Raw genomic sequence first — 20582 nt, 5'->3', positions numbered from 1 at the left:
AGGACAATCGTGGCTGACGCGAGGAGTGAGCGTGCGAGCCCCGCAGTCGGCAGCCGTAAGGACAATCGTGGCTGACGCGAGGAGTGAGCGTGCGAGCCCCACAGTCGGCAGCCGAAAGGACAATCGTGGCTGACAATTTCGTGGACCTGCGGTCCGACACGGTGACCCGGCCGACCCCGGGCATGCGGGAGGCGATGGCCGCCGCCGAGGTCGGTGACGACGTCTACGGCGAGGACCCGACCGTCAACGCGCTGGAGACCGAGGTCGCCGCGCTGTTCGGGCACGAGGCGGCGCTGTTCGCCCCGAGCGGGTCGATGGCCAACCAGATCGCCCTGCAACTGCTGGTCCCGCCCGGCGACGAGCTGCTCTGCGACGCCGACGCGCACGTCGTCACGTACGAGATCGGCGCCGCGGCCGCGTACGGCGGGATCTCCTCGCGGACCTGGCCTGCCGTCGGCGCGGACATCGACCCGGAGACGGTCGCCGGGATGATCCGGCCGGACGGCTACTTCGCCGTCCCCACCCGGGCGATCGCCGTCGAGCAGACCCACAACCGGGGCGGTGGCGGGGTGATCCCGCTGTCCACGCTGCGGGAGCTGCGCCGGGTCTCCGACGACGCGGGGGTCGCGCTGCACTGCGACGGCGCCCGGATCTGGCACGCGCACGTCGCCGACGGGGTGCCCCTGATCGAGTACGGCCGGCTCTTCGACACGTTGTCCGTCTGCCTCTCCAAGGGCCTCGGTGCGCCGGTCGGCTCGCTGATGGTGGGCAGCAGGGACAAGATCGAACGCGCCCGGCTGATCCGCAAGCGGATGGGCGGCGGCATGCGTCAGGCCGGCATCCTCGCCGCCGCCGGCCGGTACGCGCTCGCGCACCACGTCGACCGGCTGGCCGAGGATCACGCCAAGGCCGCCCGGCTCGCCGAGGCGGTCGCGCCGTTCGGCGTGCTCGCCACCACGGTCCGCACCAACCTGGTCCCGCTGGACCTGACGAAGCACGCGCTGGACGCGCGCTCCCTGGCCGCCGCCGCGCGCGCCGAGGGCGTCCTGATCTCGGTGCTCGGCCCGCGTACCGCCCGTCTGGTCACCCACCTGGACCTCGACGACGCCGGCATCGACCGCGCCACCAAGGTCCTGACCAAGGTCCTCTCCACCTGATCCCCGCCCCGCCCCCGCCCTGCCTGGATTGATCAAGAGGTTTGCGTCAGGTTCCGGTCTCCGGATGACGCAAACCTCTTGATCAACAGCTTGGGCTGGGTGGGGTGGGGTGGGGCTGGGTGGGTTAGGGGCGGAGGCGGGTCAGGGTGGCGATGTCGGCGGCGTGGCCGAGCTGCTTCTCGCTGGGGGTCTCCACGACGATCGGGACGCCGTCGGTGGCCGGGTGGGCCATCAGCTCGGCGAAGGCGGGCTCGCCGATGGTGCCCTTGCCGATGTTCTCGTGCCGGTCCCGGGTGGAGCCGCACAGGTCCTTCGAGTCGTTGGCGTGCACCAGCCGCAGCCGGTCCGCTCCCACCGTGGCCACCAGCGTGTCCAGGGTCGCCGTCATCCCGCCCTCGGCGGCCAGGTCGTGCCCGGCGGCCCAGGCGTGGCAGGTGTCGAAGCACACCCCCAGCATGGGGTGCCGGTCCACCGCGTCCAGGTACGGCCCGAGCTGCTCCACCCGGGAGGCGAGCGACCGCCCGCCGCCCGCGCTCGGCTCGACCAGCAGCATCGGCCCGCCGACCTCGGCCGCCCAGTCCAGCAGCGGCAGCAGCTCCTGGCGGACCTGCCGCATCGCCGCCTCCGCGTACCCCTCGTCGACGGAACTGCCCGCGTGGAACACCACCGCCCGGGCGCCGATCGCGACGCCCCGACGCAGCGCGTGCGCCAGCGTCTGCGTCGACCGCTCGACGGTGGCCGGTGTGGGCGAGCCCAGGTTGACCAGCAGCGAGGCGTGGATGAAGGCGGGGATGCCCCGCTCGGCGCAACCGTCGCGGAACAGCGCGTCCTGCGCCGGGTCGCCGGCGGGCAGCGCCCAGCCCCGCGAGTTGGAGACGTAGACCTGCACCACCTCGGCGCCGGTCGCGTCGGCGTACGGCAGGGCCGCCTTGGCCAGCCCTCCGGAGGTGGAGGTGTGCGTGCCGACCGGTCGGGAGTGGGTCACCGGCATCAGAGACACCCGATGGTGACCTGGGTGCCCGGCGGCACCTGCGAGTTCTCGCCCGGGTTCTGGAATCGGACCACGGCGTTCGGGTTGAACTGGATCGCCACCGGGAAGCCCTGGCTCTCCAGCACCTGCTTGGCCTGCGGGCAGGGCAGGTCGACCACCCGGGGCACCACCACCAGCGGCGGACCCTTGCTGATCTCCAGCTTGACCTCGGTGCCCTTCTCCACGCCGGAGCCGTCGGCCGGGCTCTGACCCAGGATCTCGTCCTTGGGCTTGTCGGAGTCCTTGTACGTCTCCACCGGCACCAGGTTGAGCTGGGCCAGGGTCGCCCGGGCATCGGTCAGGCTCTTGCCGACGAGGTTCGGCACCGACACCGGCGCCCGACCCCGGCTCAGGATGAGGGTGATCTTCGCGCCCGGTTTGACCTCGGTGCCCACCTTGGGGGAGCTGTCCACCACGACACCGGCCGGCAGGCTGTCGTCGTAGCGGGCGGTGCCCTTGGCCACGACCAGCTTCGCGTTGACCAGGTCCGCCTCGGCCAGCTCGAACTCCTTGCCGATCACGTCCGGCACCGGGAAGCGCTCCGGGCCGAGGGAGAGGGTCAGCCTGATCGTGCCGCCCTTGACGATCTTGGTGGTCGACGCCGGGTCCTGCCCCAGCACGCTGTCCTTCGGGGCCTTCTCGTCGTAGCGCGGCTCGTCAAAGGCCAGGGTGAGCCCGGCGCGGTCGGCCTGCGCCTGCGCCTCGGCCTTGCTCAGACTGACCAACTGCGGGGCGGCCGTGTAGCGGCCGACGCCGAACCACCAGCCGCCGACCGCGGCCATCAGACCCAGCACGACCACCACGGCCGCGACCGCCAGCCGGCCCTGCGGGTTGCCCATCACCGTGCGGCGCAGCTCGGCGAGCCGGGACCACGGGCTCTCCGCCGGCTCCGGGGCCGCCCGCCGCCGACCCGGCCCCTGGCCGCCCTCGGGCAGCCGGGCCCAGGACGGGCGTTCGGCCGGACGGACCGTGGCGACCATCATCGTCGGCTGGGAGACCGGCGGCTCGTCGGTCACCCGGCGCAGCACGGCGGTACGGCTGTTGGCGTCGCCCAGGTTCTCCCGGGCCGCCTGCACCTGGGCCAGCAAGGCACCGGCGTCGGCGGGCCGGGCGTCGGGATCGCGTCGGGTGGCGCGCTGCACCAGGTCGTCGAGGACCGACGGCAGGCCGGGGACCAGCGTCGAGGGCGCCGGTACGTCCCGGTCGACGTGCTGCCAGGCGACGTCCACCGGGCGGTCGCCGTCGTAGGGCACCCGGCCCGTGAGCATCTCGAACAGCACGATGCCCGCCGAGTAGACGTCCGTGCGCGGATCGGCCCGGCCCTCGGTGACCAGCTCCGGGGCGACGTACGCCACGGTGGCCATCAGCTGGTTGCCCTGCTCCTCGTCGGCGCTGGCCTCGACAGCCCGGGCCAACCCGAAGTCGGCCACCTTGACGACGCTGTCCACCAGGTTGGCGACGCCACCGGTGGGCGCCTCGGCGACCAGCACGTTCTCCGGCTTGACGTCGCGGTGCACCAGGCCGGCCCGGTGCGCGGCGGCGATCGCGGCGAGCATCTGCTCGGCGATGGCCAGCACCTCGTCGGGGTTGAGCCGGCGTCGCTCGGCCAGCACGTCGCGCAGCGTACGGCCGCGCACGTACTCCATCACGAGGTACGGCAGGCCGGCGTGGGTGCCCTGGTCGTAGACCGCCACCACGTTCGGATGGGTCAGCCGGGCGATGGTCTTCGCCTCGTCGGTGAACCGGGTCACGAAGTTGGCGATCCGCGCCCGGGCCTCGGGGGCCTGGGTCGGGTGGATGATCTTTACGGCGACGGTGCGCTCGAGGCGTTCGTCGGTGGCGGTGTACACGGTCGCCATGCCGCCACGGGCCACGCGACCGCGAATGCGGTAGCGCCCGTCGATCAGCGAGCCCAGCAACGTGTCGGCGACCTGTGTGTCCATCGGCAGGGAGTCTATGTGTCCAGGGGGCGAAGGTTGAACAGGATGCTACAGCCCGGGTGAGGAACTGGTCCGTCCCGCCGCGTTCGCCGCTCCCGTCCCGCCGGGTCGGGGCCGGTCATCCGGGGTGCCGGTGGCCCGTCCGGCCGGTGGCGTGGCAGGGTGATCGGGTGACCGAACCCGTACCCGACGAGGCCGTGCCCGGCCTCGAACTCGCCGGACCCGCCGACCCGGCCGCCTGGCTCACCCTGCCCGACGTCGCCGAGCGCCTCGACGTGTCGATCAGCAAGGTGCACCAGATGATCCGCGACCGGGAGCTGCTGGCGGTCCGCCGCGACGGCGTCCGCCGGGTGCCGGCGGACCTGGTGGCCAACCAGACCGTGCTCAAGCACCTGCCCGGTGTGCTCAACCTGCTCGCCGACAACGGCTACGACGACGAGGCCGCGCTGCGCTGGCTCTACGAGCCGGACGACACCCTCCCCGGTGCCACCCCGGCGGCCGCTCTCTCCGGCGACCAGGCCCGCGAAGTCAAACGCCGAGCCCAAGCCCTGGGCTTCTAACGCCCTCAACCCCGCTCCCCCCACCCCCCGCGTCGATCATGAAGTTGGCGACGTCCGCACCGGCGTGTCACGCCGCTAACTTCATGATCGACCGGGGTGAGGGGACCGGGGGCGCGGGGTGGGGGTGGGGGTTAGTCGGCGCGGCGGGTGGCGGCTATGGCCAGGTCCACCAGGGCCTGGCGGGCCTCGGTGTCGAGGTCGACGGCGGTGAGCGCCGCCAGTGCGCTGTCGGTGAGCGTGACGATGCGCTGCTCCGTGCGGGCCAGTGCCCCGCTCGCGGAGATCAGCTCGCGTAGCCGGGCCACTCCCTGCTCGTCCAGCTCGGGGTCGCCGAGTCGGCTGAGCAGCAACTCCCGGCCGGCGTCGTCGGTGGCCTCCACGGCCGCCGCCACCAGGTAGGTGCGCTTACCCTCGCGCAGGTCGTCCCCGGCCGGCTTGCCGGTCAGCGCCGGGTCACCGAAGACCCCCAGCACGTCGTCGCGGAGCTGGAACGCCTCGCCCAGCGGCAGCCCGTACGCCGAATAGGCCGTCCGCACGTCGGCCGTCGCGTCGGCCAGTGCGGCGCCGAGCAGCATCGGGCGTTCCACCGTGTACTTCGCCGACTTGTACCGGGCGACCTTGCTGGCCCGCTCCACCGAGGTGTCCCCGGTGGCCTGGGTCAGCACGTCGAGGTACTGCCCGACGGTGACCTCGGTGCGCATCTCGTCGAAGACCGGCCGGGCCCGGGCCACCGCCCGCAGATCCAGCCCCGCCGAGTGCAGCAGCTCGTCGGACCAGACCAGGCAGAGGTCACCGAGCAGGAGCGCCGCGGCGTCGCCGAACCCGTCCGGGTCGCCGCCCCAGCCGGCCGCCCGGTGTCGGGCCGCGAACCGGCGGTGCACCGCCGGCTCACCACGCCGGGTGTCGGAGCGGTCCATCAGGTCGTCGTGGATCAGGGCGCTGGCCTGCACGAACTCCAGCGCCGCCAGGGCGGTGAGCACCTGGTCGGCGTCCACCCCGCCGGCGCCCCGGAACCCCCAGTACGCGAAGGCCGGACGCAGCCGCTTGCCGCCGCCGAGCACGAACGCCTCGATCGCCTCCGCCACCGGGACCAGGGCGTCGTCCACGCCGGTCAACCGGGCCCGCTGGGCGGCCAGGAACTCGGTGAGGGCCTTGTCGACCCGTTGCCGCAGGCCGGCGCGGTCGACGGGAGACACGGGAGCAGCGTGGGTCACGCCACGACGCTAGCCGGTCGGCGCGGCCCGCGCTCCACCGCCACGCGTAGTCCCGGCGGCGCGACCCGGGCCCGTCCGCCCGGCCGGCCGCGCACCGGCCGCGGTGGCCCGGCCCGGGCCGGCGACCCGCCCCGGACCGGCCCGGCGGGCGCTCGCGGCGGCCTCGGCGAGCACCACCAGCGGCACGTCCAGCACGACGGCGAGCCAACCGAGCCAGAACCCTCCGGGGATGCGCCGCTGCCGTTCCCACCGGGACACCTCGTGCCGGCTCAGCGTCGGCACCCCGGCGGCGGCACACAACTCGGCGGCGGTGCGCTGCTGGCTCCAGCCCCGGGCCAACCGGCGCCGGACGAGCAGCGGCCCGAGCTGTGGCGGGCGCGGTGATGGGGGCGGGGTCATCGGTCCTCCCGGAGGGGCGTCGGTGCGGTGACGACCCGCCCGCCTGAGCGGCCGGCGTCACCGGTCGGCTGCTGACCCCCACGCGGCCCCCCGGGCCGCCCCCGCCGCCCCTCCCGCGCCACCTGTTCCTACCCCGTGGGTACGACGTCTCCGCCCCCGCCGGGCCGTGGCGCGCCGGGGCGGCGCCGGCCGCCGGACGGGAGCCCGGTACGCACACGGATTCCTCGATCCGTGCGCTGGCGTGGGAAGCGTCTGGGTGGCGGTGGCACCGCCCGCTAGAGTCGGGTCGTGGCGCTCGGTCTTCCCTCGGTACTCCCCAACCCGCAGCCGGCGATCGGGGAGCTCATCCGTGACCGTCAGCCGACCTTCTCCTTCGAGTTCTTCCCGCCCAAGACCGAGGCGGGGGAGCGGCTGCTCTGGCAGGCGATCCGCGAGCTGGAGTCGCTGCGCCCGTCGTTCGTGTCGATCACCTACGGGGCGGGCGGCTCGACCCGGGACACCACGGTGGCGGTGACCGAGCGGATCGCCACCGAGACCACCCTGCTGCCGATGGCCCACCTGACGGCGGTCAACCACTCCGTCGCCGAGCTGCGGCACGTGATCGGCCGGCTCGCCGGGGTGGGCGTGCGCAACGTGCTGGCGGTGCGCGGCGACCCGCCGGGCAACCCGGGCGGCGAATGGGTGCGCCACCCCGAGGGTGTGGACTACGCCGAGGACCTGGTCCGCCTGGTGCGCGACGCCGGTGACTTCAGCGTGGGTGTGGCGGCCTTCCCGTATAAGCATCCCCGCTCACCGGACGTGGCCAGCGACACCGCGCACTTCGTCCGCAAGTGCCGGGCCGGTGCCGAGTTCGCGGTCACGCAGATGTTCTTCGACGCCGACGACTACCTGCGACTGCGGGACCGGGTCGCCGCCGCCGGTTGCGACACCCCGATCCTGGCCGGCGTGATGCCGGTGACCCAGATCGGCACCATCGAGCGGTCCGTGCAGCTGTCCGGGGCGCCCTTCCCACCGGCGCTGGCGGCGCGCTTCGAGCGGGTCGCCGACGACCCCGAGGCGGTCCGCCGGCTCGGCATCGAGCAGGCCAGCGAGATGTGCCGCCGGCTGTTGGACGAGGGTGTGCCGGGAATCCACTTCATCACCCTCAACCGGTCCACCGCCACCCGCGAGGTGTGGCAGAACCTCAAGGCCGGCGCACGGGTGTGACCGAGAGTCTGCGACACCTGTTGCCCCGCACGACGGTTGATCAGTGGTGGGCACACAGCTGAACTGGGACCAGTACGCCACGGCGTGGGCACGGTTGCACGGCGGGTTCGACCCCCGGACCGCCGCGCCGGTCGTACGCGCCTGGCTACGGTTCGCGTACCACGTCGGGTACGTGCTGGGCCGGCTGCGGGTCAGCCCCACCGCGGTCACCGTGGCCGGGGTGCTGCTGTGCTTCTGCGTACCGCTGCTGGCGACCCGGCCGGGGAACGGGCCGTTCCTCGGCGCGCTGTTCGTGCTGCTCGCCTCGGTGGCCGACAGCGTGGACGGGGCGGTGGCCGTGGCCACCGGCCGCACCACGCGGCTCGGCTACGTCTACGACTCGCTCGCCGACCGGCTCGGTGAGGTGGCCTGGCTGCTGGCGTTCTGGCTGGTCGGCGCGCCGGGCGCGCTGGTCGTCGCGGGCGGCGCGCTGTCCTGGCTGCACGAGTACGTCCGGGCCCGGGCGGTCTCCGCCGGCATGCGCGACATCGGCGCGGTGACGGTGGGCGAACGCCCCACCCGCGTCTCGGTGGCGCTGGTCGGGTTGCTGGTCGCCGGGTTGGCCGGGCTGATCGAGCCGGACCTGGCCGCCGGCACCATCACCATGGCGACCGCGGTGTGGGTGCTGCTGGCCGGCTTCGGCCTGGGACAGTTGCTCTCCACCGTCCGCCGCGCCCTGCTCGACGCCGGCTGACCCCCGCACCTACCAGGCGGGGCCGATCTCGTCGGCGACGATCTGCGCGGAGAGGGTCACCATCGGCAGCCCGCCGCCGGGGTGGCTGGAGCCGCCCACCAGCCACAGGCCGTGCGCCGGGCCCCGGTTGGCCGGGCGGAGCAGCCCACCGGCGGTGCCGTAGATCGAGCCGCCCGGCGCGCCGGTCGCCGCGTCCAGGTCGGCCGGGGTGCGGACCTCCCGGAACAGCAGCCGGTCGCGGACGTCGACGCCGCGTTGCGCCAGCACGTCCAGGATCCGGTCGGCGTACGCGTCGGCCAGCCCCGGGCGTCGCCAGTCGACCGCGCCCGTGGCGGTGCCCTGCCGGGCGGCGTTGACCAGCACGAACCACGCCTCGTGCCCGGCCGGGCGGACCATCGGGTCGTCGGCCACGGTGACGAACACCGTCGGGTCGGCCGCCGGCCGGGCCCGTACGCCGCGCCCCGGGTCGCCGAAGACCGCGTCGAACTCCGCGTCGTAGTCGCGGGGGAAGAAGACGTTGTGGTGCGCCAGCCCGGTGTTGCCGGAGACGCCGAGCAGCAGCACGAAACCGGCCAGGCTGCGGTCGGTCAGCCCGGCCAGCCGGCGTGGGTGCGGCAGCAGGTCGCGGTAGACGGTGAGCGCGTCCACGTTCGCCACCACCACGTCGGCGGGCACCGGCGCGGCGACGCCGGCGAGGCGTACCCCGTGCACCCGGCCTCCGGCGGCGTCGATGCGCGTCACGGCGGCGCCGGTCTGCACGACCACGCCGAGGTCCAGGCAGCGGGTCAGCAGCGCGTCGGCGAGGGTGCCCAGGCCGCCGCGCAGGTACCAGCCGCCGAACGTCAGCTCGGCGTAGGGGACCGCGACCAGCGCCGCCGGCGCGCGGCGCGGGTCGGCGCCGGTGTAGGTGGCGTACCGGTCCAGCAGCATCCGCAGCCGCGGGTCGGACAGATACCGGCGGCCCAGCCCGCGCAGGGTGCGGCCCGGGGCGATGGCGGCCAGGTCACCGACGCGCCAGGCCAGCGACGCGAGGTCGCGGGGGGAGTCGACGGTACGGCGCAGGATGTCCCGCGAGGAGGCGTTCCACACCCGCGTGGCCCGGCGCCACAGTCGTTGCCAGTCGGCCGCGGCCCGGTCACCGAAGGCCGCCCCGATCCGGGTGGCGAACTCCGCCGGGTCGGCGCAGGAGTCCAGGGCCGGACCGTCGCCGGGGAAGACGTGCCGGACGATCGGGTCCAGTGGAGCGAGGTCCAGGTATTCGTCGAGCTTCGCCCCGGTCGCCTCGAACAGGTCGTGGAACACCTCGGGCAGGGTGAGCAGGCTCGGCCCGGTGTCGAAGTGGAACGACCCGGCCGGGGTGTCGTGCACGTACCGGCCGAGCTTGCCGCCGACCGTGTCGGCGGCCTCGAAGACGGTCACCTGGTGCCCGGTGGCGGCCAGCCGGGCGGCGGTGGCGAGACCACCCACCCCGGCGCCGACGACCACGATCCGCGCCATGCCGCGTCCTCCTAGCTGACCGGGCGGCCCCGCCAGGTCAGGCGGCGTCGCTTTCGCAGATGGTACGACCGCAGGGTCAGCCAACCGAGGACCACGACCGACACGGGGTGTGCGAGCGCGTCGGGCCACCACCGGCCCCCGGTGGCCCGGGCGGTGAGCACCCGTCCGGCCACTCCGAGCAGGTAGCCGCCCAGCCCCACGGCGGCCACCTCCGGCGCGCCGGCCGCCACGCCTGCCAGCGCGACCAGCGGCGGAGCCGTGTAGAGCAGGAGCAGCAGCGCCACCACGACGGCCGCCGCGCCGGGGTGCCCGAACGACGCCCAGAGCGACTTCGAGTACCCGTCGCGCAGCTGCGGCCAGGTGTCGTACATCCGGCAGTCGGCCAGCCGGGACCCGTCGGCCAGGGCGATGCGCCCGCCGGCCCGTTTGACCGCCCGGGCCAGCTCGACGTCCTCCAGGATCCGGTCGGCGACCGCGGCGTGCCCTCCGGCGGCGGTGTAGCCGGCCCGGTCCACCACGAGGAACTGCCCGCCCGCCGCGGCCAGTGACGGTCGCGGTGAGCGTTCCATCGCGCGCAGCGGCAGGAAGGTCAGCCAGAGCCACTGCAACAGCGGCTGCACCAGCCGGTCGGCCGCCGTCGCCACCACGATCCGGGGGTACGGCGACAGCAGCGTCGCACCGGCGGCGCGCAGTTCGGTGACGGCCGCCGCCACGGCGTGCGGGGCGAGCACCACGTCGGCGTCGACGAAGGCCAGCGCGGTGGCGGCCGGGTCGGCCCGGGTGGCCAGTTGCCAGCAGGCGTGCGGCTTGCCCAGCCAGCCCGGCGGCGGGGCGACCCCGGTGAGCAGGGTGACCCGTGGGTCGTCGCCGGCCACCGCGCGGACCACCTCGGCGGTGCCGTCGGTGGACCCGTCGTCGAGGATCACGATGCGCAGCCCGGGCACGCCGCGCTGGGCGAGCAGGGCGCGCAGGCATCCGGTGACCCGGGCGGCCTCGTCGCGCAGCGGCAGCAGTACGGCGACCGCCTCGCCGACCTCGTCCGGTCGGTCGGTGGGCCGGCGCAGCCAGCGGGCGGCGTTGAGCCAGGTGTGCCCGGTCAGCGCGGCGACGGCGAGCAGCAGGGCGAGCAGGACGGTCATCGGGTCGCGTCGACGCCGGGGCGGTGCGCCTGGCGGTCCACCCGATGCGTGTCACGGGCCCGGCGGGCGCGCAGCAGGGTCACCGCCAGGGGCACGGCGGTCACCGACATGCCGGCCGCGCCCCAGAGCGCCGAGGCGGGCAGGTCGAGGAAGACCGCGTGGGCCAGGATGCTGGAGAGGTACGTCCACAGGTACAGCGCGATCATCGGGTGGTCCCGCTGGTCGGTGTGCTCGGCGGTCGGGCCGGCCAGTGGGCGCAGCGCGCTCGTCAGCAGCACCGCGAAGAGCAGCCAGCCCAGGTAGTTGCTGACCGGGATGCCGGGCAGGCCGGGCAGCGCGGGGGTGGCGTCCCGCCAGGTCCAGTAGCCCTCGGCCACCATCTGCGGGTCGAGGAAGAGGTCCCAGGCGGCCAGCCCCAGTGCGGCCAGAGCGATCCGCCGCACCCGCCGGCCGGCCGACCCGCCACCGGTCAACCGGACCGCCGCCAGCCAGGCCGGCCAGGCCATCCAGGTCCAGGCCAACGGGATGATCAGCGGCACCCCGGCCAGCTTCGGGCCGAGCTCACCGGAGTAGTCGTAGCTGCCGAACGGCACGCCGGTGGCCACCCCGACCGCCTCGATGGCGAACCCGCCGCCGGTGGCCACCGCGACCAGCGCAGCCGCGGCCCGGGGACCCCGGCTGAGCAGCGCGTGGCCGACCGAGAGCAGCCAGCCGAGCACGACGGTGGCCACGGTGAGCCCGGCCCGGGTGGCGCCGGTGGTGAGTGGGTAGCAGATCTGGGCGAGCACCAGGACCGCGAGCAGCGTCCAGGAGATCCGCCGCCGGGTCATGACGCCGGGGGCTCGAGCGGCAGGTCCCGGCCGAGCACGCCGAACGGCCGCTCGTCGCCGGGGAAGTGGAAGTCGCGCAGCACGTCGACGAAGCCGAACCGCCGGTACAGCCGCCAGGCGCGCGAGGTCTGCTCGTCGGCCTCCGGGGTGGACAGCAGCGTGGTGTCGCCCTCGGCCATGGTGAGCAGCGCGCGGAGCTGGCCGGCGCCCAGGCCGTGCCCCTGCGCCGGCGGCCGGACGTGCAGCTCGACCACCTCGAAGCAGTGGGTGAGCCAGCGCTGCCGGGTCGGGACGTCCAGCGCCCGGTGCACCTGGTCGTGCCACCACTGGCCGGGGCCGCCCAGGTAGCCATAGCCGAAGCCGGCGAGGTGACCCTCGCTGGTCAGGCTGGCCACGGCCCGGAAACCGGGTCGGCGGACGTGGGTGGCGATGTAGCCGCGCCGGGCCTCCAGCAGGTCGGTGCGGTAACCCATCGCCTCGCCGTAGACGGTCACCACGTCGTCCAGCCGCCGGACGAGATCGTCCGGCGTCCAGCGCACCAACCTCATGCCCGTCCACCCTTCACCGTTGCGGGGTCACCGTCGGCGACCCACCCGAGCACCGTCCGGTCACCCACCACGTCACGCACCTCGAACCGTGCGAACAGTTCCTCGGCGTACCAGCCCGCGGTGGGGGTTCGCATGATCGCCGCCCGGTGCTCCGGGTGACGGTACGCGAACGCCACGAGGTCCGTCGGGTCGCGCCACACGCTGACCGTGCCCTGCCAACCCAGCGGCGCCTCGCCGACGCCGAAGCGGGCCAGCAGCCCCGGAGCGTCGCGCAGGGCGGCGGCCACCGGGGGGATCGCCCGCCAGAAGGTGGCCGCCCGGCGGGCCCGCAGCCGGGCCCGGGTCAGCGCCAGCACCGGCCCGGTGACCCGCCCGCCCGACGGCTCGCCGAACGGCCGCTGCCCGGACCACTCGCCCCGGCTGCTCAACGGGCGCAGGTCGACCCGGGCGTGGGCGCGGGCGATCCGCGCCCAGGCGCGGCCGACCGGCGAGTCGTCGAAGTCGGCCGCCGCGGCGGGCGAGTCCCAGACGGTCAGCGCCGCCCACCGGGTCAGGTCGGCGTCACCCGGCCCGAAGCCGGTGCCGGTCCCGGTGCCCAGCAGCTTGCCGAACCGGACGCCCGGGAGGGCGCGGAGCCGGCGCGGGTCCACCGCCATCCGGGTCAGCGCCCGGGGGAGTGCGCCGGGGGAGGTCCGCCACACGTGCAGGGTGACCAGCTCTGCGACGCCGCTCACGCCACCTCGGCCGGAGTGCCGGCGGTGACCCGCAGCAGCTCGGCGTAGGTGGTCGGGAAGACCGCCTGCGGTACGCCGCCCGCGGCCCAGATCTCCGGGTACGCCGCCAGCGCGGTGTCCACCAGGGTGCGCAGCGCGTGCGGGTGCCCGAGGGGGGCGACCCCGCCGATCGGCTGCCCGGTGTGCGTCCGGACGAACTCGGGGGTGGCCCGGCGCAGGTGGGTGACACCGATCGACGCGGCCAGCTCGGCGGTGTCCACCCGGTGCGCGCCGGAGGTGAGCACGAGCAGCGGCGCGTCGTCCGCGTCGAAGATCAGAGAGTTGGCGATCTGGCCGACCTCGACGCCGAGCGCCTCGGCGGCCGCGGCGGCGGTGTGTACCGCGTCGGGCAGCAGGCGGACCGTGCTGGGCCGGCCGGCGCCGTCGAGCGCGCCGGCGCCGCTGAGCGCGTCCTGCACCGCACGTACGTTCGGGTGTGGCTGCATCCCGCCATTCTTCCCGGTCCACCGGTGCCCGGTTCAGCCGGCCACGCCGTGTCGGCGGGTACGTGCTCGCCGGCGAGCTGGCCTCGGCCGGTGGCGACCACCGGGTCGCCTTTCCCGCCGCTGCGCACCCGGCCGGTCCAGGCCCTGCTGGTACGCGGCACCCGGTCTCTGGCCACCGACCTTGACCTGCCCCGCTGTCCGGCCTTCGCCTGACCCTCCCATCGTGCTCCGGCGCACGGCCGGCGCGTCACACGTTGCATTTTCGTCGGAGGGGAGGTGTACTGTCAGCAGCAGTTAGAACGAGTGTTCGATTGTCTCGAACGCCCGTTCCAACCAGCCGGAGCGCGGTGTTTCGCGGCGCCAGCTCCGGGCGGTGCGGCTCCGCGGGCCGCACCTGGGTTTCCGGGCAGTCGCGAGCCCGGTCCCATCAGGCAGGAGCGTCGCTCGCCGCCCACGACCCCCGGGCGGCGGGCGACGAACCCGCCGGTACGCCGGCCGGGTGTGGTGTGGGGAAGCATCCACACCCGGCCGGCCACACCCGGTGCGTCTTCCTCCGCACCACCCGACCTCGGCGTCTCATCGGCGACATCAGCGCGCCGGCCGACGCCCCGGCCACGTGGAGGAGACAGTCCATGCCGACCAACCCGGCGCAGGCACCGACGGTGCCGGCGCACGTGCTGCCGCACCGCACCCCCGCCCAACTCCTCACGTTGGCCCGGCGCGGGCTGGTCGAGGCCGGCCAGACCCGCCCCGACGGTCTGCGCTACGCGGCCGCCCACCTGGCGGCGCTGCGCGCGGCGGCCGCCCTGCTCGCCGCCCGCGCCCGCCCCGCGCCGGCCCGGCGCAACCGGATCACCAGCGTCTGGGTCCTGCTCTGCGCCGTCGCCCCCGAGCTCGACGAGTGGGCACGGTTCTTCGCCGCCGGCGCCAGCAAGCGGGCCGCCGCCGAGGCCGGCATCCCCCGGGTGGTCACCGCCCGGGAGGCCGACGACCTGCTCCGCTCTGCCGAACAGTTCGTCACGGTGGTGGAGACCGCGCTCGGCGTGGCGCACCAGCCGGCCCTGGACGGCCTCGCCGCATGATCCCGCCGTGACACCGGCCGCCCGGCGGGGGGAGCCGGGCGGCCGGTGTCACGGCGCGCCGGTCCTGATCTGATCCACAGCAACGACGGGGGGATGGTCCGATGGCGGGCCGCATGGTGGTCGGTTCCGCCGCACTGGTCGATCTGGTACGCCCGGCGAGCGCACCCGATCAGGTCGGCGGCCACCGGGTGCTACCGGTGGTGCCCGAGCTGACCGGTCTGCTGCCCAACCGGGGTCTGCGCCGGGGCAGCACCATCTCGGTCGCCGTCGGCCAACCCCGGCGCAGCGGCGGCACCTCGCTGGTGCTGGCCCTGCTCGCCGAGGCGTCCCGGGCCGGCTCGTGGTGCGCCGTGGTCGGGGTGCCGACGTTCGGCGCGGGCGCGGCCGCCGAGTTGGGCATCGCCCTGGACCGGCTGGCCCTGGTGCCGAATCCCGGCCCGGAGTGGGCCACCGTGGTCGCCGCGCTGATCGACGGGGTGGACGTCGTGGTCACCGCCGTGCCGGCCGCCGTCTCCGCCTCGGTCGCCACCCGGCTGGCCGCCCGGGCCCGGCAGCGGGGCAGCGTGCTCGTCCCGTACGGCCGGTGGGACGGCGCGGACGTGACGTTGCAGGTGGTCCGTGGGGTCTGGGAAGGGCTCGGGCCGGGCCGGGGCCGGCTGCGCCGTCGGGAGGTCACCGTCTCGGCGCGCGGGCGCGGGGCGGCCGCCCGGCCCAAGGAGATCAAGGTCTGGCTCCCCGGCGACGAGCTCACCCGGGTGATCCCCCGTACGGTGCCGTCGACCGTGGGCCGACCGGCCGTGCCGCTCGCCGGCCGGCCCCGCCCGGTGGCGGCGGTCGGTGACCGGGCCCGCACCGGCACCGCCCGCCCGGGCGCACTCACCCTGGTAGACCCGGCGTGACCGTGCTCGCGGGGCGTGGCACCCCGGCCGAGTGCGGCCCGGGAGGTCCGGGGTGACGGGCTCACCGGTCCGGACCCTGCTGCTGTGGTGCCCGGACTGGCCGGTGCTCGCCGCCGAGATCGTCGACGGGGTGCCGGCCACCGGCCCGGTCGCCGTGCTGCACGCCAACCGGGTGGTTGCCTGCTCCGAGCGTGCCCGCGCCGAGGGGGTGCGCCGGGGGTTGCGCAAACGGGAGGCGCAGAGCCGCTGCCCGCAGCTCACCGTCGTGGAGTACGACCCCGGCCGGGACGCCCGGGCGTTCGAGCCGGTGGTCGCCGCGGTGGAGGAGCTGGTCGCCGGCGTCGAGGTCGTCCGTCCGGGAGCCTGCGCGGTGGCCGCCCGCGGCCCGAGCCGTTACCTCGGCGGCGAGGAGGCGGCCGCCGAGCGGATCATCGAGCACGTCGCCCAGTCGTGTCTGGTGGAGAGCCAGGTCGGCGTCGCCGACGGTGTCTTCGCCGCCGGGCTGGCGGCCCGCGCCGGGCGGGTGGTGGCGCCGGGCGGGACGCCGGAGTTCCTGGCCGGGTTGCCGGTCGAGGCGCTCGCGCGGCCCGCGCTGGCCGATCTGCTGCGTCGGCTGGGGGTGCGGACCCTCGGCGACTTCGCCGCGTTGCCGGCCGGCGACGTGCTGGCCCGGTTCGGGTTCGACGGCGCGCTGGCCCACCGGCTGGCCGGCGGGCGGGACCACCGTCCGCTCGCCGTCCGGCAGCCGCCGGCCGACCTGACGGTGACCGCCGAGTACGACGAGCCGGTCGACCGGGTCGACGCGGCGGCGTTCGCCGCCCGTGCGCTGGCCGAGCACCTGCACGACCGGCTGGCCGGGCACGGGCTGGCCTGCACCCGGCTGGGCATCGAGGCGGTCACCGCGCACGGGCAGGAGCTGCACCGGGTGTGGCGGCACGACGGTCTGCTCACCGCCGCGGCCATCGCCGACCGGGTGCGCTGGCAGCTCGACGGCTGGCTCTCCGGCAGCAACGGCCGGGCCGGCGCCCGACCGGCCCGGCCGACGGCCGGCATCATCCGCCTGCGGCTGGTCCCGGACGGGGTGATCGCCCAGGCCGGCCTGCAGTCGGGCCTCTGGGGGGAGACCGGCGAGGAGCGGGAGCGGGCGCACCGGGCGTTGAGCCGGGTGCAGGGCATCCTCGGCCCGGAGGCGGTGGTCACCGCGGTGCTCGGCGGCGGGCGCTCCCCGTCCGACCAGGTGCGACTGGTGCCCTGGGGCGACGAACGCCTCCCCACCCGTCCCGGCCCGCCACCGTCGGGTGAGCCGGCCGCCGGTCGAGGTGGGGGCGCTCCGCCGTGGCCGGGCCGGCTGCCGCCGCCCGCGCCGGCCGTGGTGTTGAGCAGTCCGCTCACCGCGACCGTGCACGACGCCGCCGGTGAGCCGGTCGTGGTCAGCGCGCGCCTGGCGGTGAGCGCCGCGCCGGCCCGGCTCACCGTCGGCACCGCCCGGCCGGTGGAGATCGTCGGCTGGGCCGGCCCGTGGCCGGTGGACGAGCGGTGGTGGGCCCCGGCCGAGGCTCGGCGTCGGGCGCGGTTCCAGGTCTCCCTGGCCGACGGCACCGCCCTGCTGCTGGCCGTCGAGGCCGGCCAGTGGCTGGTGGAGGCGATCTATGACTGAGCGGCGCGCACCGGTTGCCGTCCAGGCCGCCCGGGGTGTGGTGGCGGGCCGATGAGCTTCCACAACCCGAAGATGCCCTGGTCGGAGCTGGAGGGGGTGCTCTCCGGGCGGTCCGGCGACAGCCGGGGGAGCAGGGGCGAGCGGCACCTGCACGTCGTGGACCCGCTCGCCGTGGACGCCGACGGCGGCGACTCCCCGGCCTGGAGCCGCAAGCGCCAGCACTACGAGGCGCCCGAGCTGGCCCGCCCCGACGGTGTGGTGCCCTACGCGGAGCTGCACGCGCACACCAACTTCAGCTTCCTCGACGGTGCCAGCCACCCGGAGGAGCTGGCCGAGGAGGCGGCCCGGCTGGGGCTCACCGCGCTCGCCGTCACCGACCACGACGGCTTCTACGGGGTGGTCCGCTTCGCCGAGGCGGCCCGCGCGCTGGCCCTGCCGACCATCTTCGGCGCGGAGCTCTCCCTCGGGCTGCCCGGTCCGCAGAACGGCGAACCGGACCCGCACGGCGCGCACCTGCTGGTGCTGGCGCACGGCCACGAGGGGTACGCCCGGCTGGCCGCCACCATCGCCCGCGCCCAGCTGCGCGGCGGGGAGAAGGGCCGCCCGGTCTACGGCGAGCTGGAGGAGGTCGCCGCCGAGCTGCGCGACCACGTGCTGGTGCTGACCGGCTGCCGCAAGGGGCACGTGCCGGCGGCGCTGCTCACCGAGGGCGTCGACGCGGCGGCCCGCGAGCTGGACCGGCTGACCGCGCTCTTCGGCGCGGAGACGGTGGCGGTGGAGCTGACCGACCACGGGCACCCCGTCGACGCCGACCGCAACGACGCGCTCGCCGAGCTGGCCGCCACAGCCGGGCTGCCGACGGTGGCCAGCAACAATGTGCACTACGCCACCCCTGGTCGGCGGCGGCTGGCCACCACGGTCGCCGCCGTCCGCGCCCGGCGCAGTCTGGACGAGATCGACGGCTGGCTGCCCGCGGCGGCCACCGCCCACCTGCGCAGCGGCGCGGAGATGGCCGCCCGGTTCGCCGCGTACCCGGGGGCGGTGGCCCGAGCGGCGGAGTTCGGCGCCGAGCTGGCCTTCGACCTCCAACTGGTCGCGCCGCAGCTGCCGGCGTACCCGGTGCCGCCGGGGCACACCGAGATGAGCTGGTTGCGGCAGCTGACCGCCGACGGCGCGCGGGAGCGCTACGGCCCCCCACAGGCGCACCCGACGGCGTACGCGCAGCTCGACCACGAGCTGAACATGATCGAGGAGCTGGGTTTCGCCGGCTACTTCCTGGTGGTCTACGACATCGTGACGTTCTGCCGTGAGCAGGACATCTACTGCCAGGGCCGGGGTTCGGCGGCCAACTCGGCGGTCTGCTACGCCCTGCGCATCACCAATGTGGACGCCGTCCGGCACCGGCTGCTCTTCGAGCGTTTCCTCGCCCCGGAGCGGGACGGCCCCCCGGACATCGACGTGGACATCGAGTCCGACCGCCGGGAGGAGGTGATCCAGCACGTCTACACCCGCTACGGCCGGGAGCACGCCGCCCAGGTCGCCAACGTGATCTCCTACCGGCCCCGGTCGGCGGTGCGGGACGTGGCCAAGGCGTTCGGCTTCTCACCCGGTCAGCAGGACGCCTGGAGCAAGCAGATCGACCGGTGGGGCTCGGTCGCCACGGTCGACGTCGAGGACATCCCCGAGCAGGTGGTGGAGTACGCCAACGAGCTGCAGACGTTCCCCCGGCACCTGGGCATCCACTCCGGCGGCATGGTGATCTGCGACCGGCCGGTGATCGAGGTCTGCCCGGTGGAGTGGGGGCGGATGCCCGGGCGCAGCGTGCTCCAGTGGGACAAGGACGACTGCGCCGCGGTCGGGCTGGTCAAGTTCGACCTGCTGGGCCTCGGCATGCTCTCCGCGCTGCACTACGGCTACGACATGATCGGGTCCCGGCTCGACCTCGGTGACATGACGCTGGACGACCCGGAGGTCTACGACATGCTCTGCCGGGCCGACTCGGTCGGGGTGTTCCAGGTGGAGAGCCGCGCGCAGATGGCCACCCTGCCCCGGCTCAAGCCCCGCGAGTTCTACGACCTGGTGGTGGAGGTGGCGCTGATCCGGCCCGGCCCGATCCAGGGCGGCTCGGTGCACCCGTTCATCCGGCGTAAGAACGGTCAGGAGCCGGTGACGTTCGCGCACCCGTTGATGCGCAACGCGCTGGAGAAGACCCTGGGGGTGCCGCTGTTCCAGGAGCAGTTGATGCAGCTCGCCATCGACCTGGCCGGCTTCGACGCGGCCGGGGCCGACCAGTTGCGCCGGGCGATGGGCGCGAAGCGTTCGGTCGAGCGGATGGCGCGGATCGCCGACCGGCTGTACGCCGGCATGGCCGAGCGGGGCATCACCGGCGAGCTGGCCGACGACGTCTACCGCAAGCTCACCGCGTTCGCCAGCTACGGCTTTCCGGAGAGCCACGCGATGAGCTTCGCCTACCTGGTCTACGCCAGCTCCTGGCTCAAGCGCTACCACCCGGCGCCGTTCCTGGCCGCGCTGCTGAACGCCCAGCCGATGGGTTTCTACTCCCCGCAGACCCTGGTCGACGACGCCCGTCGGCACGGGGTGGAGGTACGCCGCCCGGACATCAACGCCAGCGGGGCGAAGGCGGTGCTGGAGTCCACCCCGGACACCCGGTGGGGCAGCGGGCCGGGGGAGCCGCCGCACGCCTGGGGGCTGGGCGGTCCGGCGGTCCGGCTCGGGCTGGCCAGCGTGCGTACCCTCGGCGCCGAGGTGGCCGAGCGGATCGAGGCCGAACGGGCGGCCGGCGGGCCGTACCGGGACATGCCGGATCTGGCCCGGCGGGTGGGTCTCACCGCCGGGCAGCTGGAGGCGCTGGCCACCGCGGACGCCTTCGCCTGTTTCGGGTTGACCCGGCGGCAGGCGCTCTGGGCCGCCGGCGCGGCGGCCCAGGACCGGCCGGGCCGGCTGCCCGGCACGGTGACCGGCGCGGCGGCGCCCACGCTGCCCGGGATGGAGGCGGTGGACCGGCTGGTCGCCGACGTGTGGGCCACCGGGCTGTCGCCGGAGAGCCACCCGGCGCGGTTCATCCGGGGTCAGCTCGACGTGCTCGGGGCGGTGCCGATCGCCCGGCTCGGCCGGGTGGAGCCCGGGCAGCGGATCCGGGTCGGCGGCATCGTCACCCACCGGCAGCGGCCGGCGACCGCGGGCGGGGTCACCTTCCTCAACCTGGAGGACGAGACCGGGATGCTCAACGTCACCTGCTCGCCGGGGCTGTGGCAGCGCTACCGGCGGGTGGCCCGGACGAGCGCCGCGCTGGTGGTCCGGGGGCGGTTGCAGCGGCACGAGGGGGTGACCAACCTGGTCGCCGACCGGCTGGACGCGATCGAGCCGCCGGTCAGCCCCGCCTCCCGGGACTTCCGGTGACCACCGGCAATTTCGATCACCCCACGTTTGAAAGTTCGGAGATGAGGAGAAG

19 protein-coding genes are annotated in these 20582 nt (G+C 75.2%); 9 read left to right on the top strand and 10 right to left on the bottom strand.

What is annotated here, in order from left to right; all coding sequences use genetic code 11:
• Positions 1 to 125 precede the first annotated feature (125 nt).
• On the top strand, positions 126 to 1157 hold the full coding sequence (locus ACTWLT_RS22560; RefSeq protein WP_445320109.1) for a threonine aldolase family protein: 1032 nt from the start codon (positions 126 to 128) through the stop codon (positions 1155 to 1157).
• 124 nt (positions 1158 to 1281) lie between these two features.
• On the opposite strand, the gene ACTWLT_RS22555 is transcribed toward ACTWLT_RS22560, so the two are convergent.
• Complete coding sequence (locus ACTWLT_RS22555; protein WP_445320108.1) at positions 1282 to 2148, bottom strand: deoxyribonuclease IV; 867 nt, start codon at positions 2146 to 2148, stop codon at positions 1282 to 1284.
• Positions 2148 to 4130 (bottom strand): Stk1 family PASTA domain-containing Ser/Thr kinase, encoded by a 1983-nt coding sequence (gene pknB / locus ACTWLT_RS22550; RefSeq protein ID WP_445320107.1) that lies wholly within the window; start codon positions 4128 to 4130, stop codon positions 2148 to 2150. Before pknB ends, ACTWLT_RS22555 begins: the two co-directional genes overlap by 1 nt.
• Positions 4131 to 4297: 167 nt before the next feature.
• On the opposite strand from pknB, the gene ACTWLT_RS22545 reads away from it, so the two are divergent.
• On the top strand, positions 4298 to 4687 hold the full coding sequence (locus ACTWLT_RS22545; RefSeq protein WP_252419642.1) for an Rv2175c family DNA-binding protein: 390 nt from the start codon (positions 4298 to 4300) through the stop codon (positions 4685 to 4687).
• Positions 4688 to 4818: 131 nt separating this feature from the next.
• Here the strand turns inward: ACTWLT_RS22545 and ACTWLT_RS22540 are convergent, their stop codons facing one another.
• Positions 4819 to 5901: a polyprenyl synthetase family protein gene (locus tag ACTWLT_RS22540; protein WP_445320106.1), complete on the bottom strand. Its 1083-nt coding sequence runs from the start codon at positions 5899 to 5901 to the stop codon at positions 4819 to 4821.
• Positions 5902 to 5910: 9 nt separating this feature from the next.
• A complete protein-coding gene (locus ACTWLT_RS22535) occupies positions 5911 to 6300 on the bottom strand; it encodes a helix-turn-helix domain-containing protein (protein ID WP_445320105.1) in 390 nt (129 codons plus the stop codon).
• A 288-nt stretch (positions 6301 to 6588) separates the two neighbouring features.
• Here ACTWLT_RS22535 and metF point away from each other — a divergent pair, with 288 nt between their 5' ends.
• Positions 6589 to 7506, top strand: coding sequence for a methylenetetrahydrofolate reductase [NAD(P)H] (gene metF / locus ACTWLT_RS22530; protein ID WP_252420441.1), 918 nt, complete (start codon positions 6589 to 6591; stop codon positions 7504 to 7506).
• A 43-nt stretch (positions 7507 to 7549) separates the two neighbouring features.
• Positions 7550 to 8239, top strand: coding sequence for a CDP-alcohol phosphatidyltransferase family protein (locus tag ACTWLT_RS22525; protein WP_252420443.1), 690 nt, complete (start codon positions 7550 to 7552; stop codon positions 8237 to 8239).
• A gap of 9 nt (positions 8240 to 8248) precedes the next feature.
• Here the strand turns inward: ACTWLT_RS22525 and ACTWLT_RS22520 are convergent, their stop codons facing one another.
• The 6 genes from ACTWLT_RS22520 to ACTWLT_RS22495 are packed head-to-tail and all read right to left on the bottom strand — an operon-like array spanning position 8249 to position 13472.
• A complete protein-coding gene (locus tag ACTWLT_RS22520) occupies positions 8249 to 9736 on the bottom strand; it encodes a phytoene desaturase family protein (RefSeq protein WP_445320104.1) in 1488 nt (495 codons plus the stop codon).
• 11 nt (positions 9737 to 9747) lie between these two features.
• Complete coding sequence (locus ACTWLT_RS22515; protein WP_445320103.1) at positions 9748 to 10875, bottom strand: glycosyltransferase family 2 protein; 1128 nt, start codon at positions 10873 to 10875, stop codon at positions 9748 to 9750.
• Positions 10872 to 11705 carry a carotenoid biosynthesis protein gene (locus ACTWLT_RS22510; protein WP_445320102.1) on the bottom strand — a complete coding sequence of 278 codons (834 nt, stop codon included), beginning with the start codon at positions 11703 to 11705 and terminating at the stop codon, positions 10872 to 10874. Before ACTWLT_RS22510 ends, ACTWLT_RS22515 begins: the two co-directional genes overlap by 4 nt.
• The gene (locus tag ACTWLT_RS22505) at positions 11702 to 12253 is read right to left on the bottom strand and encodes a GNAT family N-acetyltransferase (RefSeq protein ID WP_252420451.1); all 552 of its coding nucleotides are present in this window, start codon (positions 12251 to 12253) and stop codon (positions 11702 to 11704) included. Before ACTWLT_RS22505 ends, ACTWLT_RS22510 begins: the two co-directional genes overlap by 4 nt.
• Entirely contained in the window at positions 12250 to 12987 is a 738-nt protein-coding gene (locus ACTWLT_RS22500; protein WP_445320101.1) for a monooxygenase, read from the bottom strand. The genes ACTWLT_RS22505 and ACTWLT_RS22500 overlap by 4 nt, the downstream gene beginning before the upstream one ends.
• Entirely contained in the window at positions 12984 to 13472 is a 489-nt protein-coding gene (locus ACTWLT_RS22495; RefSeq protein ID WP_445320100.1) for a YbaK/EbsC family protein, read from the bottom strand. Before ACTWLT_RS22495 ends, ACTWLT_RS22500 begins: the two co-directional genes overlap by 4 nt.
• 90 nt (positions 13473 to 13562) lie before the next feature.
• Here ACTWLT_RS22495 and ACTWLT_RS22490 point away from each other — a divergent pair, with 90 nt between their 5' ends.
• The 5 genes from ACTWLT_RS22490 (at position 13563) to ACTWLT_RS22470 (ending at position 20530) form a co-directional block, all read left to right on the top strand.
• Positions 13563 to 13685: a hypothetical protein gene (locus ACTWLT_RS22490; protein WP_445320099.1), complete on the top strand. Its 123-nt coding sequence runs from the start codon at positions 13563 to 13565 to the stop codon at positions 13683 to 13685.
• Between the two features lie 419 nt (positions 13686 to 14104).
• Positions 14105 to 14554, top strand: coding sequence for an SAV_6107 family HEPN domain-containing protein (locus ACTWLT_RS22485; RefSeq protein ID WP_252420457.1), 450 nt, complete (start codon positions 14105 to 14107; stop codon positions 14552 to 14554).
• A gap of 101 nt (positions 14555 to 14655) precedes the next feature.
• A complete protein-coding gene (gene imuA', locus ACTWLT_RS22480) occupies positions 14656 to 15453 on the top strand; it encodes a DnaE2-dependent mutagenesis accessory factor ImuA' (protein ID WP_445320098.1) in 798 nt (265 codons plus the stop codon).
• A gap of 52 nt (positions 15454 to 15505) precedes the next feature.
• A complete protein-coding gene (locus ACTWLT_RS22475) occupies positions 15506 to 17110 on the top strand; it encodes a DNA polymerase Y family protein (RefSeq protein WP_445320097.1) in 1605 nt (534 codons plus the stop codon).
• Positions 17111 to 17161: 51 nt separating this feature from the next.
• Positions 17162 to 20530, top strand: a complete 3369-nt coding sequence (locus tag ACTWLT_RS22470) for an error-prone DNA polymerase (RefSeq protein ID WP_445320096.1) — start codon at positions 17162 to 17164, stop codon at positions 20528 to 20530.
• The last annotated feature ends 52 nt before the right edge of the window (positions 20531 to 20582 follow it).

It is taken from the genome of Micromonospora yongxingensis (assembly GCF_052601155.1).
The sequence above is the reverse complement of the archived record's forward strand: the minus strand, read 5'-3'. Positions and strand labels throughout refer to the sequence as shown.

Coding starts and splice junctions, on each gene's coding strand:
- ACTWLT_RS22555 (WP_445320108.1), bottom strand. CDS start 2,148: ATGCCGGTGACCCACTCCCGACCGGTCGGCACGCACACCTCCACCTCC.
- pknB (WP_445320107.1), bottom strand. CDS start 4,130: ATGGACACACAGGTCGCCGACACGTTGCTGGGCTCGCTGATCGACGGG.
- ACTWLT_RS22535 (WP_445320105.1), bottom strand. CDS start 6,300: ATGACCCCGCCCCCATCACCGCGCCCGCCACAGCTCGGGCCGCTGCTC.
- ACTWLT_RS22520 (WP_445320104.1), bottom strand. CDS start 9,736: ATGGCGCGGATCGTGGTCGTCGGCGCCGGGGTGGGTGGTCTCGCCACC.
- ACTWLT_RS22515 (WP_445320103.1), bottom strand. CDS start 10,875: ATGACCGTCCTGCTCGCCCTGCTGCTCGCCGTCGCCGCGCTGACCGGG.
- ACTWLT_RS22510 (WP_445320102.1), bottom strand. CDS start 11,705: ATGACCCGGCGGCGGATCTCCTGGACGCTGCTCGCGGTCCTGGTGCTC.
- ACTWLT_RS22505 (WP_252420451.1), bottom strand. CDS start 12,253: ATGAGGTTGGTGCGCTGGACGCCGGACGATCTCGTCCGGCGGCTGGAC.
- ACTWLT_RS22495 (WP_445320100.1), bottom strand. CDS start 13,472: ATGCAGCCACACCCGAACGTACGTGCGGTGCAGGACGCGCTCAGCGGC.
- ACTWLT_RS22485 (WP_252420457.1), top strand. CDS start 14,105: ATGCCGACCAACCCGGCGCAGGCACCGACGGTGCCGGCGCACGTGCTG.
- imuA' (WP_445320098.1), top strand. CDS start 14,656: ATGGCGGGCCGCATGGTGGTCGGTTCCGCCGCACTGGTCGATCTGGTA.
- ACTWLT_RS22470 (WP_445320096.1), top strand. CDS start 17,162: ATGAGCTTCCACAACCCGAAGATGCCCTGGTCGGAGCTGGAGGGGGTG.